General features: G+C 68.0%; 13 protein-coding genes. 4 read left to right on the forward strand and 9 right to left on the reverse strand.

What is annotated here, in order from left to right; all coding sequences use genetic code 11:
• Positions 1 to 274 precede the first annotated feature (274 nt).
• Positions 275 to 1,309: a lysylphosphatidylglycerol synthase transmembrane domain-containing protein gene (locus GBA63_RS13865; protein ID WP_166176989.1), complete on the forward strand. Its 1,035-nt coding sequence runs from the start codon at positions 275 to 277 to the stop codon at positions 1,307 to 1,309.
• 50 nt (positions 1,310 to 1,359) lie between these two features.
• On the forward strand, positions 1,360 to 2,121 hold the full coding sequence (locus GBA63_RS13870; protein WP_166176991.1) for a TIGR01458 family HAD-type hydrolase: 762 nt from the start codon (positions 1,360 to 1,362) through the stop codon (positions 2,119 to 2,121).
• 253 nt (positions 2,122 to 2,374) lie between these two features.
• Here the strand turns inward: GBA63_RS13870 and GBA63_RS13875 are convergent, their stop codons facing one another.
• The 9 genes from GBA63_RS13875 to GBA63_RS13915 all read right to left on the reverse strand — a co-directional run bounded on the left by GBA63_RS13875 (position 2,375) and on the right by GBA63_RS13915 (position 10,098).
• Entirely contained in the window at positions 2,375 to 3,394 is a 1,020-nt protein-coding gene (locus GBA63_RS13875) for a YncE family protein (protein WP_166176993.1), read from the reverse strand.
• A gap of 58 nt (positions 3,395 to 3,452) precedes the next feature.
• Positions 3,453 to 4,595: an NAD-dependent epimerase/dehydratase family protein gene (locus GBA63_RS13880; protein WP_166180199.1), complete on the reverse strand. Its 1,143-nt coding sequence runs from the start codon at positions 4,593 to 4,595 to the stop codon at positions 3,453 to 3,455.
• A gap of 81 nt (positions 4,596 to 4,676) precedes the next feature.
• Positions 4,677 to 4,838, reverse strand: a complete 162-nt coding sequence (locus tag GBA63_RS13885) for a hypothetical protein (RefSeq protein WP_166176995.1) — start codon at positions 4,836 to 4,838, stop codon at positions 4,677 to 4,679.
• 37 nt (positions 4,839 to 4,875) lie between these two features.
• Entirely contained in the window at positions 4,876 to 5,535 is a 660-nt protein-coding gene (locus GBA63_RS13890; protein WP_166176997.1) for a TQO small subunit DoxD, read from the reverse strand.
• Positions 5,536 to 5,622: 87 nt separating this feature from the next.
• Positions 5,623 to 6,333 (reverse strand): TIGR04282 family arsenosugar biosynthesis glycosyltransferase, encoded by a 711-nt coding sequence (locus tag GBA63_RS13895; RefSeq protein ID WP_166176999.1) that lies wholly within the window; start codon positions 6,331 to 6,333, stop codon positions 5,623 to 5,625.
• A complete protein-coding gene (locus tag GBA63_RS13900; RefSeq protein ID WP_166177001.1) occupies positions 6,330 to 7,103 on the reverse strand; it encodes a glycosyltransferase family 2 protein in 774 nt (257 codons plus the stop codon). The genes GBA63_RS13895 and GBA63_RS13900 overlap by 4 nt, the downstream gene beginning before the upstream one ends.
• Positions 7,100 to 8,140: a radical SAM/SPASM domain-containing protein gene (locus tag GBA63_RS13905; protein WP_166177003.1), complete on the reverse strand. Its 1,041-nt coding sequence runs from the start codon at positions 8,138 to 8,140 to the stop codon at positions 7,100 to 7,102. The genes GBA63_RS13900 and GBA63_RS13905 overlap by 4 nt, the downstream gene beginning before the upstream one ends.
• Positions 8,141 to 8,310: 170 nt before the next feature.
• Entirely contained in the window at positions 8,311 to 9,126 is an 816-nt protein-coding gene (locus tag GBA63_RS13910; protein WP_166177005.1) for a class I SAM-dependent methyltransferase, read from the reverse strand.
• A 99-nt stretch (positions 9,127 to 9,225) separates the two neighbouring features.
• On the reverse strand, positions 9,226 to 10,098 hold the full coding sequence (locus GBA63_RS13915; RefSeq protein WP_166177007.1) for an MTAP family purine nucleoside phosphorylase: 873 nt from the start codon (positions 10,096 to 10,098) through the stop codon (positions 9,226 to 9,228).
• 289 nt (positions 10,099 to 10,387) lie between these two features.
• Here GBA63_RS13915 and GBA63_RS13920 point away from each other — a divergent pair, with 289 nt between their 5' ends.
• Together GBA63_RS13920 and phnD are read left to right on the forward strand one after the other, a co-directional pair.
• Positions 10,388 to 11,263, forward strand: a complete 876-nt coding sequence (locus tag GBA63_RS13920; protein ID WP_166177009.1) for a LysR substrate-binding domain-containing protein — start codon at positions 10,388 to 10,390, stop codon at positions 11,261 to 11,263.
• Positions 11,260 to 12,135: a phosphate/phosphite/phosphonate ABC transporter substrate-binding protein gene (gene phnD, locus GBA63_RS13925; RefSeq protein ID WP_166177011.1), complete on the forward strand. Its 876-nt coding sequence runs from the start codon at positions 11,260 to 11,262 to the stop codon at positions 12,133 to 12,135. Before GBA63_RS13920 ends, phnD begins: the two co-directional genes overlap by 4 nt.

Genomic DNA, 12,135 nt, shown 5'->3' on the forward strand with positions numbered 1-12,135 from the left:
GATCGGCGCGCTCGACACCGGCGGGTTCAAGGTCCTCAGCGGCTCGCAGCCCTGGATCAGGGTACGGCACTGGAACGGCACCTACTACCAGTAAGCCGTCTGCGAGAAGCGGCGCCCGTGAGCCCGAAGACGCGGTCCGCCTTTCGTCTGCCGGTACGGGCGAAGGCTGTCGCTTAGGCTGATGGCGCCCCTGCCCCGCGAACGGTTATCGCCAACTCTGCACCTGTCCGCGGGTGGGAATCAGGCCCGCTTGACCGAAGAGTAGGACGCTGTCATGGTGCCCGCGGAGGTGAAGGACGGTGCGGAGACCGGCGAGGGGTGTCCCTCGTGGGCGGGGGAGGGCCAACTGAAACCCTGGTTTTACAGGTTTGCCGGGATCTTTGTCAGCGTCTTTTTCGTTTATCTGGCCGCGCGGCAGGTAGACTTTTCGGAGTCCCTGCGCGCTCTCGGGGCCGTCCGTCCGGCGAGGCTGGTGGCGGCAACGCTGGTTTATCTCTCGAGCTTTCCCATCCGGGCGCTGCGCTGGCGGCTCATACTCCGGGTACAAAAAGCGATCCCTCTAAAGGAGTTGATGGCCGCGGTCTTTATCGGGTACATGGCCAACAACGTCCTTCCGGCGCGGGCCGGCGAGGTCTACCGGGCCCACTACCTGGGACGGCGCGCCGGCGTAAGCAGGAGCGGCGTGGCGGCGAGCATCGTGGTGGAGCGAACCCTCGACGGCCTGATGCTGGTCTGCGCGATCCTGTTCGTCTTCGTCGCGTTCCCGCAGGAGGACTACCTCGGCGGCGCGGCCATCGTCACCGGCCTGGTCTTCCTGGCCCTGGCGACCGGCATCCTCTTCTACGGCCTCAGGGCGGACCGGACCCACCGGGCCATCGGGCGAACGCTCGGACTCGTGCCCGAGGGCTTCCGCAAACGCCTAGTCGGCCGTCTGGGCTCTTTTTCGCGGGGAATCCGGGGAATCTCGACGGCAAGAGAGCTTCTGGAGGCCGGCGCGTACACGGTTCTCGTCTGGGTGCTGGACGCCTGCGCCGTGGCCCTGGTGGTGGCCTCTTTCGGGGTGACCTTGCCGGCGGCCGGGTACGTGCTGGTCTTCGCCCTGGTCGCTTTGAGCACCACCCTCCCGTCGGGGCCGGGCTTCGTGGGGCCTTTCCAGTACGCGTTCGTCCTCTCTCTCGGAGCCTTCGCGGTCTCGCGCGAGACGGCGCTGGCCGTCTCCGTCGTGGCCCAGCTCTCCCTGCTCGGCTCCGTGACCCTTATAGGGCTCGCGCTTCTCTGGAGGGAACAGTTGCGCGCGTCGGGGCGCTGACCCGCCGCTCCGCCGGGGCGCCACCGACGGCCCCGTATTATTATTGGCCCGTGCGAGTTGAGGGTCTACTGATCGATCTGGACGGGACCCTCTACACCAACGACGGCCCCATAGAGGGCGCCCGCGGGGCGCTGGAACGCCTCGACCGGGCCGGTATCCCCTACCGTTTCGTGACCAACGCCACCCACAGGCCCAGACGAGAGCTCGCCGCCCACCTCGAAACCCTGGGGTTTCCCGCGGCCGAAGGCCGGATCTTCACCCCCGCCATCGCCGTGTCGGAGAAGCTGAGGGCCGAGGGGCTGAGTTGCTTTCCGCTGGTCGAAGACGCCCTTCTGGAAGATTTGGAGGGCGTCAAGATAACCGACGACTCTCCGGGCTGCGTGCTCGTCGGGAACCTGGGGGCGGGCTTTACCTACCGTTTGCTGGACACCGCCTTCCGGCACCTGAGGGCGGGCGCCAGGCTTATCGCCCTCTCGAAGAACCGCTACTGGCAGAGGGCCGGCGGAGAACTCGCCCTGGATGCGGGCCCGTTCGTGGCCGCCCTGGAGTACGCCAGCGGCAAGAGCGCCATCGGCGTCGGCAAGCCCGAACGCGCCTTCTTCGAGCTCGCGCTACGGAACCTGGGTTTGCCCCCCGGCACGGTCGCCGTGGTCGGGGACGAGCCGGAGCTGGACATCGGTGGAGCCCAGGCCGCGGGCCTGCATGGAATTCTCGTCGAGACCGGCAGATACCGGCCCGGAGCGGAGCTACCCACCCGACCAGACCTCATCCTGGCGAGTGTGGCGCGGTTGCCGGAAGCCCTGGGCATATAGCGCGGGTTTCGGAAGCGATCAGCTTCCGAAACCCGCGCCGTCGGCAATCAGCCCGCTTCGGCCTGCTCCGCAAGCCTGCGCGCTCAGCCTTCAGCTTTTTGCTCTTGCTGATAGCTAATTGCTGATAGCTTCGCAAGCAGGTTCGCTCTCTTTGCAAACCGCTTTAGAGGAAGGTCGCTGGTACCGGGGCGCGCCTCGCAGGGCGGCCGTCCTGCAGCCGGGTCGCTGGTCGGTCTCCGGGGGTGGATCTGGTTTATCGTGGTTCGAGGATCTGTAGTTGCCCACCCGTCTTGCCCGTGACGAAGACGCGCCCGCTGGCCGGGTCAACGGCAACGGTGTTCGGCTGGCGGACGGTGGGGTGGCGGGCGATCTCGCGCAGCGAGTCTCCTTCGAGCGCGAACTGGACGACGCTCTGCTCGGCGGTGAGCGTCACCCAGAGTTGGTCGCGCCGGGGGTCTATGGCTATCCCGTACGGTGAGCCGGGCAGGGGTACGCGGCCGAGGCGCACGGGCTCCGGGCGCGCGCCGTAGATAAGGACGGCGTCGCCGCGCGTGTCCGTCACGTAGAAGCGGTCCCCGGGGCCAGCCCTCACGTGGGTCGGTCCCTCGCCGGCGCCTATCCGGCCCAGCGACTCCAGGGTGTCCGCCTCGAAGACCTCGAGCGTGAGGCCCCGGACGCCGATGATGCCAACCAGGCCGTCGTCGGTCACCGCGACCCCGCCGGGTTTGAACGAGGTCTTTATAGTCTCCAATTCACGCCCATCTTCGATTATCGACGCTGTGCTCGCCATCTCGTTGACCACGAAGATCCGGCCGCTCGGGGCCGCGGCGGCGGCGTGCGGGAAGTCCCCGACCGACGTCTCGTCCGAGATCTCCCCGTCCGGCAGGCCGACCTGGACGAGTGAATCGGACCCTTCGGCCGGCACGAGCACAGGTCCGCCGGGTGCGGAGATGTCGAGGTGCCGGGCCGACTCGGGCAACCCTATTCTTTTCGAGATCTCCCCGCTTTCGCCGTCGACCAGCGCCAGCTCGTTTGGGTTGCGCAGGGCCACCGCGACCAGCCCCGTCTCGGGGTCGGCCGCTATCCCTTCCGGCGCGGGGCCGACCCCGACGACCCTGCCGGCGGGCTCCTCCTCGAGCGGCGGCGCCTCGGCGGGCTCCGGAGCCGGGGGCGGCTTTCTCTGTGTGGTGTCCCCTCCCGTACCACAGCCCGCGAGCATGAGCGCCGCAAGCAACGCGAACCACAGGAAACCCACCAACGGCTTTGTCTTCATCACCGTGCCTCCGCCCACCTCTTCGGGGTCCGGACGATAAAGCGCTGTGTCGAGATCGTCACGGATCGATCGAGCCTACCCCGTGAACGATGCGCTTCTTTCTGAGCACCTTCTCGGCTTCGGCGAAGTAGTCGCGCACGTCTCCCTGCTCCCCGATCCAGCCAATGTACCGCTCGATGCCTTGCATCAGGTCCACGCCCGGCTCGTAGCCGGCCTTGCGGGCGCGAGAGATGTCGGAGGTCAGGTGGCGCATCTCGCCGGGCCTGAACTCGCCCCTGGCGAGCGGCTCTATCTGCACGCGCAGGGCCTCGGAGACCATCTCGGCGACCTCGCGGATCGTCGTCGCCCGGCCGCTGCCGACGTTGACCGGCAGGCCGTCGAGCGCGTCTCCCTCGGCGGCGAGAAGGTTGGCGCGGGCGACGTCGCCAACGAAGCAGAGGTCGCGGGTCTGCTCGCCGTCCTCGTAGAGCACGGGAGGGCGGCCGTTCAGGAGGCGCGTGGCGAAGATCGCGATCACCCCCGTGTAGGGGTTGAAGATGGACTGGCGCGGCCCGTAGGTGCAGGAGTACCGGAGCGCCACCGTGGGGACCCCGGTCTGCCGCCCCCAGGCGAGGGCCAGCCGCTCCTGGTCGGACTTGGTGATCGCGTACACCGTCTCGCCGCCCATCGGGGCCTCCTCCGGGGTTGGCACCGAACCCGAAGGCTCCCCGCATACGGGGCAGCGGACGGCGTAGTCTCCCCTCGCGAGCTGATCCGCACCACGCGTGTCGGGGAAGACGAGGCCGTGCTGTGGGCAATCCGCCGCGCCCTCGCGGTAGACGGCCTGCGAGGAGGCGACCACCACTTTCTCGACCGGCAGGTTCTCGTCGCGGATGATCTCGAGCATCTGGGCGGTGCCGAAGCTGTTGACGTCTACGTACTTGGCCATCTGTGGCATGTAGCCGCCGTAAGCCGCCTGATGAAAGACGACGTCTATGCCCTCCAGCGCCGACCTGACGGCCTTCCGGTCCCGGATGTCGGCGTGGACAAACTCGGCCTCGGCCGGTATCCAGGGCGGACGGCCGTTGCGGTGGGTGTTTGGTTCGAGGTTGTCGAGGATGCGCACCCCGTAGCCCTCCTCCAGGAGCAGGTCCGAGAGGTGAGAGCCGATCAGGCCAGCCCCGCCGGTCACCAGGGCGCGACGGCCGCCCGCGCGTCGCATCACCTTCGGCCGCCGGGGCGGCTTGCCGCTATCGCGACGGTCCGTTGTTCGTGCGGGTGACGCAAGACGCCTCCTGTCTTGTCATGGTCTCTCGCTCTGCTGTTCTCGCGTTCCATCGTCCCCGTTCGGCGGGCGGGTGTTTGCATTCGCGGGATTGACCACGATGACGATGACGAGGGTGAACACGACCGCCGCTACTACCCCACCGAGCAAGACCAGCAGGGCCACTATCTCGGGCGACAACTCGACCTCCTACTCTGCACGGGGCGCGTCCTCACCTTCAGGTGAACAGCAGCAGCAGGCGTCCCACGCGGCTACCGCGTTCGCCCATCGCCCTGAACCGGGGACGCAGCAGCCGGTCCAGGCCGAAGTAGCGGCCCGGCGCGAGCCCGAACATGGCGACCGAGAGAAGCACCATGAGTATGTAGCTCCACTCCCACTCGTTCGGGGTGTGGGCGAGCCCGATCATCAGCTGCATGGACATACCAATGGCCGCCAACGCGCCCAGGCGGCTGAAGAACCCCAGGCACATGCTCAGGAAGATCCAAGCCTCCGTGCCCCAGATCACGTACCCGAACCAGCGGATGTTGGGCTGCACGACGTTCTCGATGAACGCCGCGTTCAACTGCGTCGCCCACCCTATCGGAACGCTTACCTCGGCCCCGGGCCTCGACTCGAGGATGTTGGCCTTGAGCAACGTGTTGGACGCGTCCGCCTCATCGACCGAGTGCTGGAGGAAGAAGCACAGCCCGCCGCGCGTGAAGTCGTCCCGGCACCCGAAGTCTGGCGGCAGTTTCCACCACAGCTGCGTGAAGAACAGGTACCCCAGCCCGATGCTCGCCAAGGCGATGGTGAGCACGATGAGGCCCCGTTCCAGGCGCGAAGACGAGTAGATGCCTTCCCTCGGTTCCTGCTTCTCTGCGGGGTTCGTCCCGGCCACCTTAATTCTCCTCTCGGTTCCGACGGGCTCCGCGACCCTGGCCGATCGCCACCCGCCGTCGTGCCTGACCTACTGTAGCGGAACGGCTCAACGTCGCCCCTGAGCGGCGGCGAGGTCGTCCTCGCCGGCCGGTTGCGGGTCCTGCTCCATAAGCCCGAGCGATTCGAGGGCTTCCCTGGTCGCCCGGAGGTCGGCTCGTTGTAGGGCCAGCGGCCGCAGGCGCCGGAGGTCTTCCACCACGTCTACGTCGAAGGTGGGCTCCAGCAGGCCCACCGACAGACCCGAGAGCCTGGCCCTGGCCATGATGCCGCCGAGCTCCGTCCCCACGCTCATCGGAATGCCATCCAGCACGTCGTGGTAGCCGCGCATCCCGATCAGGTAGTAGCCCCCGTCGAAGGTCGGCCCGAAGACGAGGTCGTCGCCGTCGAGGCGGCGGAAGGCCTCTTCTACGACCCCGACGCCGAGGTGCGGCGAGTCCGAGGCGATCAGGACGGTCCGCCCCTCCCCGCGGGCTTCGGCCCCCCGAAACAGCTCCCTCTGGCGCTCGGTCAGGTCGCCGTCCCCCTGAAAGAGTACCCGCCCGGTCTCGCCGGTGAGGGCGGATACCTCAGGCCACGCGTCGGGCGGCGTGACGTACCAGCCGGGCGGAAAAGGGGAGTCGGAGAAACGCGCGGCCAGGTCCTGCAAAAAGGCTCGGTATAGGATGATCGCCCGCTCGTGGCCGATGGTCCGGCCGAGGCGCGTCTTCGCGAACCCCGCCCTGGGCGCCCGGGCGATCACGTACAGTGCGTCCCTCACCGGCCCACCCTGGCCGTCTTACGGGGCTTCCAGCGGGAGTAACGGAGTATCGTCGAGATGATGCGCCAGCCTACCTTGAGGCTTCCGACCAGCGTATCTCCGACCTTCGAGACCCCGATCCGACGGTGGTACCGTACCGGCACCTCGCGGTAACGGTAGCCCGCCCTGGCGGATTTCACGATCATCTCGGACGGCCAGCCGTAGGTCATCTCCCGCATCTGCAGCGCGAGCAAGTCTTCCCGGCGTATCGCCCGGAACGGCCCCACGTCGCTAACACGCACCCCGTAGAGGGCGAGCATCAAGAAGGCGGCCAGCCGGTTGCCGAAGATCTGCTGCCAGGTCATCGAGCCCCGGGCCCGCGAGCCTAAAGTGCGGGACCCCACGACCAGGTCGGCCTCTCCCCTAAGAAGCGGCTCAAGCACCCGCGGGAGGTCGTCCGGCTCGTCGGCGGCGTCCCCGTCTAGAAGGACGATCACGTCGGCGTCCCGGGCCGCGAGGACCCCGGCCAGGCACGCGTACCCGTAGCCGCACCGCCCCTCGCGCACGACCCTTGCCCCGGCCGCGCGGGCGATCTCCCCGGTCCCGTCTACCGAGCCGTTGTCAACGACGAAGATCCCGCCCGGGGCCAGGAGCGTCTGACCGCGCAACCCCTCCACTACCCGCGCAATGGATAGCGCCTCGTCGAGGGCGGGAATGACGGCGGCGATGCGTGGTCCGGGGCGCCGCCCGGAACCCGTATTGTCTCCCGCGTGATGGCCGGCGAGCGTCATGCCGGCAAGCCCTCCGCGGTCTTGATGACGGTCGTGCAGGCGTTGCCAGCCTTCGGGACATCCTCCGGGTTGCTCAGGGTGTAGCGGAGCATCTCCTGAATACGACGGACCTCCCCTTCCCCGCCGCGCACCACCGGGCAGTACTCGTCCGGCTCGTCCAGCCTGTCGCGCAGCGCCCGGCGGCTCGCGCAGCCCCCGGCGCAGCTCTCGGCGAACCGGCACGGCCCGCACGCCTGCGGCAGGTGCCTGGACTTCTCGAACTCGCGCTGGTCCCAGATGTTCTTCTCGGAGTCCGCCAGGTGCGATACGCGGCCCGCGGCGGCCGGCCAGTAGGGGCAGGGGGAGATCGTGCCGGCAGGCAGGGCCCGGATGCTCCGCTGCCCGCAAGGGTTGCCCCGGGTCGTCCCGAGACCCATGATCGCGTTCACCAGCGGCTCGCTGCACACGACGACGGGCCCGGCGGCGAACAGGCTGGCGAACCCTTCCCAGAACTGGTCGTAGGAGAGCGTGAACTCCTCGCCCGTCACGGGCTGGTAGACGTTGACCCGCAGGTCGGAGCCGAGCCCGAAGGCGAACCGCGCCACCTCCCCCATCCGGTCGTAGTTGGTGCTCATCATCACCGCCGCGACGGAGGTTGGGATGCCGAGTCGCTGGCATCTATCCAGCGACTCTATGGCCATCTCCCACGCCCCCGCGCCCCTGAACTCGTCCATCTCCTCCTTGGTCGGGAAGTCGAAGGAGAGCTCCACGGAGTGAAAGCCCGCGAGCTCCTCGTCGGTGAGCATGGCCAGGCTGAAGCCGTTCGAGGTGATCGCGGTCTTGACCTCCCTCTCACGGAAGAGGCCGAGCATCTCCCGGTACTCTGGGTGCACCCCGTTCTCGCCGACCCCGAGGTTGACCGACCCCACCTCCAGATTGTCCAGGATGGTCTCGACCTGCGGCACCGAGAGGCGCTGCTGCGTGAGGGTCGGCCTGTAGCAGTGCGGGCACGCCAAGTTGCACTCGTTGGTGAGCCCAATGCCAACGGCAACAGACAATCTTGCTCCTCTCCCGCGTCTTGTGTGTCGCAACACGTCTAACATATACCGTGGCCACAAATCTTGCCATTTTCTTAACGTTTCGGGAAGGGCGCCGGATCACACCCCCGGCCCGCTCGCGGTCGACACCGGGTCACCGATAGGATGCCTCTCGGGCGAAGACCGGGCGTTCAAAGCCGGGTAGCGACCACCTCGAGGTAGTCGCTAGGCACCACCATCGCCCCGTCGCCCGAGCGGTTGAAGCGGCCTACGAGGCCCACGACGTCGTCCGTGAGGTTCCCCCGCTCCGCCGGGTCGAGCGCAAGAAGGGCCTCCCTGGTGGGACCCAGCTGGGTCTGCAGGACCTCCAGGTAGTGCCGGACCGAGCGGTAGCGAAACACGAAGCTTCGCCGGACGATCCTCAAGTCTCTTACGCCACCGCCCAGGAGTTCCCGCAGTCGCTCTGACGTGCCCCAGAGTACGGGCGGTTTCAGGCCGGGAGAGAAGGGCAGGTACGAGCCGAAGAGGCTTCCCAGCTCCCCGGCGAAGCCGTCCGGCGTCCAGTTCGACAGGCCGATCCTCCCCCCCGGCCGGCAGATCCGGAGCAGCTCACCGGCCGCCCTCTCCTGGTCGGGCGCGAACATCACCCCGACGGTCGAGAGCACGACGTCGAACGAGGCGTCCGGGTAAGGGAGGTCCTCCGCGTCGCCCTCCCGGAAGGCGACCTTCAGCCGCTCGGCGGCGGCCCGCTCCCGTCCCCGCTCCAGCAGGGCAGGGACGTAGTCGATGCCGGTCGTCTCCCCGAAGCGACGGGCGGAGGCAAGCGCCGTGTTGCCGCTGCCGGTCGCCACGTCGAGAACCTTCTGGCCGGGCCGGAGGTCCACGGCCTCGCACAGAAGCTCGCTCATGATCTGCAACACCGCCCCGAACTCCGAGTAGTCGCCGGAAGCCCACGCCGATCGTTGGCGCTCCTTGGTCTTCACCAGGTCGGGTCTCGGTCGCTCCATGCCCCCGCCTTTCTCTTGTCGCGTGTCGGGCTTGAGACGGATGAGCCGGCTCATCCGTCTCAAGCCTTCCGTTTCACCACGCCTTTCGGCCGTCGTGGATCAGCCTTCGCGCGGGCCCACTCCTCCCTCGACCCGGTAGACGTACCCGTGGTCGAAGATCAGGTCCTCCCCTTCCAGCATCTCTACCGTCCGGAGCACCACCCGGGGAAGTACTTCGGCCGAGAGCGCGAGCAGCCGGTCCAGCTCGTCCCTGCGGGAGTGCGAGATTCCGGTCGCGTAGTTCACCGGGAAGCCCACAAGCGCGTAGGGGAGCTCAAGTTCCCCGGCCAGGACCGCCTCGGGACCGCACGTCTGGCTCACCGCCGTTACCCCGGCCGTGCCGAGCCAGCGGATCTCCGCCCGGCTCTCGAACCGCGGCCCGTTCGTGTGCCCGTAGACACCCCCAACCGTGGCCCCCAGTCCCAGGTCCCCGGTCGCGAGCTCCAGCTTCCGCCGAAGACGCGGGGCGAAAGGTTCGTCCCAGATGAGGTGCCCGCGCCCCGGGTCGCCAGGCTCCGTAAAGATGGTGCATTCGGCGCCGGTGGGAAGGAGGTTGGTCGGGAAGAAGAGGTCGTCGAACAGGACGGGCCGCCCCAGACGAACGCCGGGGTCTACCGCGCCCACGACCGTCGTCGCGAGAACCACCCGCGCCCCGAGTTGCTTGAGGGCCGCGAGGTTCGCCTGGTGGGGGATCGCGTGTGGCAGGTGCAGGTGGTTCTTCTGGTGGCGGGAGATGCTCCCGACGGTCCACGACCCGGCCCGAAAGATCGACACCTCCGCCTCCCCGAAGCGGCTCTCGACCACGCGCGTCTCCTTCTCCCCGGGCAGTTCGTAGATGCCAGATCCGGTGATGATGCCTACGTCTATCATGGCCCTCCCGGGGCTAACGTCCTCGTCGTCCCACAACACCCGCCGTGGCGCGAAAGCCATCATCCCCGGCCTCCCGCCACACCGAGCGTCTGAGCCCTACGCACCCGCGAGGTCGAGGTGGCTTCGGCGGTCTAAACCTCACCGTCCGCCCGGTCGATGGTCCGTACCGGGGCCCCTTCCCGCGCGTAAACGTATCGGCGGAATGTAGCACCGGCGCTTGCCCTCGGGCAACCAAAGGGGATGGAGGACGCCAAATCGCCAAGCTCCGCTTCGCCGCGCCGGCCGCGTCCAATTGATCACCATGTAAGGTTTTCTTATCGCTTCCATAAATCTTCTGTGATAACTTGCGCCGATGGGCCTTAGCGTACATGGATTGCGCGTCTATCTTTGCATACTGGAGTGTGGTTCGCTCTCGGCGGCGGGCAGGGAGTTGGGCATGACGCAGCCGGCTGTCTCGAACCATCTGCACGCGCTGGAAGAGCGTTTCGGGGTCGCGTTGCTAACGCGCGGGCGGCCTCTTCGGGCAACCCCCGCGGGGGAGTGCCTCGCCGAACACGCGCGGCGGATTTTGGATGGAGTATCCGTCCTTGAGGCCGAGATGGCCCGCCACACCGCCCCTCACGGAGCGCTCGTGGTTGGCGCGTCCTCGACCCCCGGGGAGCTCTTGATGCCGGGACTCGCCACGGAGTTCTCGGCGCGCTACCCGGACGTCGCGCTCGAGCTGCGGGTGTACGACACCGACGAGGCCATCGCGGCCCTGCTTGGGCGTGAGATCGAGGCGGCCGTCGTGGGCCACGAGGTCGACGACCCCAGGCTGGCCGGAACCGTCATCGGACACGACGCCCTGGTGGCGGTGGTCGCGGCCGACGACCGGCTCGCCGGGGCGGAGGTCTCCCCCGGGGACCTCGCCGATCGGCCTTTCGTGCTGCGGGAGCAGGGTTCGGGGACGCGCCGGACCGCGGAGGAGGGGCTGGCGGCGGCGGGCGTGAGGCCCAGGGTTGCGATGGAGCTGGGGTCAAACGCCGCGGTCGCGGGCGCGGTCGCGGCGGGCGCGGGCGTCGGCGTCGTCCCGCTTCGCACGGCGGGGGCCCTGGAGAGGGTCGGACGAATCGAAGTTCGCGGGCTCTCGCTCTCGCGCCCCTTCGTCTTGCTGACCGAACGGGGCCGCAGGCTATCGCCGGCGGCCGAGGCTTTCGTTGCCACTTGCGCCAGAAAGGAACGTCCATGATCCACCGCCTGTCTACGCCCATCCTCGTCGCCGTCGCCGCGATAGTATTCGCGGGTTGCGGCGGAAGCGGTTCGGCCTCCGGCGACGAACCTTTGCGGGTCGGCCTGATCCCGAACGAGAACCCCGAAGAGGTCGAGGCACAATACCAGCCCCTGGAGGATTACCTGAAGAAGGAGACCGGAGGCGAGGTCGAGCTCTCGGTGCCGACTACCTACAACGCCGTCGTCGAGGCGATGGTTTCGGGGGAGCTGGATCTCGCCTACTTTGGCGGCCTGACCTACGTCCAGGCGCGCCAGCGCGCGGACGTCCATCCCCTCTTTACCGAAGTCAACCCCAGGACGGGGACGACGAAGTACCGCTCCGTCATTATCGTCCCGTCCGGTAGCGACGTAGAGAAGGTCGAGGACCTGGAGGGCGAAGACTTCGCTTTCGGGAGCGTCTCCTCCACCTCGGGGTCGCTCTACCCTTCCATCATGCTGAACCAGGCCGGGATCGACTATCGCACGGACCTCGGAGAGGTCGTGTACACCGGCGGCCACGACACCACGGCGCAGGCCGTGGCCAACGGGCGGGTCGCGGCCGGCGGCCTGGAGGACCGCATCCTGTACGACCTGCGGGAGGAGGGGATTATCGAGAAGGGCAGCGTCAGGGTAATAGAGAAGTCAGACCCGATAGAGGGCTACCCCTGGGTGGTCCGCGACGCCCTCCCGGACAAGGACGAGCAGGAGCTCACCGACGCGTTCCTCGGGATAGAGGACCCCGAGCTCCTGGACCTGCTCCGCGCCGAGGACTACCAGAGAGTCCGGGCCGGCGACTACGACTACGTGGAGGAGCAGGCCCGCAAGCTCGACCTCATCGCGGAGGAGCAATAG

This window comes from Rubrobacter tropicus (genome assembly GCF_011492945.1).
Lineage (GTDB): Bacteria > Actinomycetota > Rubrobacteria > Rubrobacterales > Rubrobacteraceae > Rubrobacter_D > Rubrobacter_D tropicus.

What these genes read in the sequence shown, in the direction of transcription:
- GBA63_RS13865 (WP_166176989.1), top strand. Translation starts at nt 275, where the DNA reads ATGGTGCCCGCGGAGGTGAAGGACGGTGCGGAGACCGGCGAGGGGTGT.
- GBA63_RS13875 (WP_166176993.1), bottom strand. Translation starts at nt 3,394, where the DNA reads ATGAAGACAAAGCCGTTGGTGGGTTTCCTGTGGTTCGCGTTGCTTGCG.
- GBA63_RS13880 (WP_166180199.1), bottom strand. Translation starts at nt 4,595, where the DNA reads ATGCGACGCGCGGGCGGCCGTCGCGCCCTGGTGACCGGCGGGGCTGGC.
- GBA63_RS13900 (WP_166177001.1), bottom strand. Translation starts at nt 7,103, where the DNA reads ATGACGCTCGCCGGCCATCACGCGGGAGACAATACGGGTTCCGGGCGG.
- GBA63_RS13910 (WP_166177005.1), bottom strand. Translation starts at nt 9,126, where the DNA reads ATGGAGCGACCGAGACCCGACCTGGTGAAGACCAAGGAGCGCCAACGA.
- GBA63_RS13915 (WP_166177007.1), bottom strand. Translation starts at nt 10,098, where the DNA reads ATGATGGCTTTCGCGCCACGGCGGGTGTTGTGGGACGACGAGGACGTT.
- GBA63_RS13920 (WP_166177009.1), top strand. Translation starts at nt 10,388, where the DNA reads ATGGGCCTTAGCGTACATGGATTGCGCGTCTATCTTTGCATACTGGAG.
- phnD (WP_166177011.1), top strand. Translation starts at nt 11,260, where the DNA reads ATGATCCACCGCCTGTCTACGCCCATCCTCGTCGCCGTCGCCGCGATA.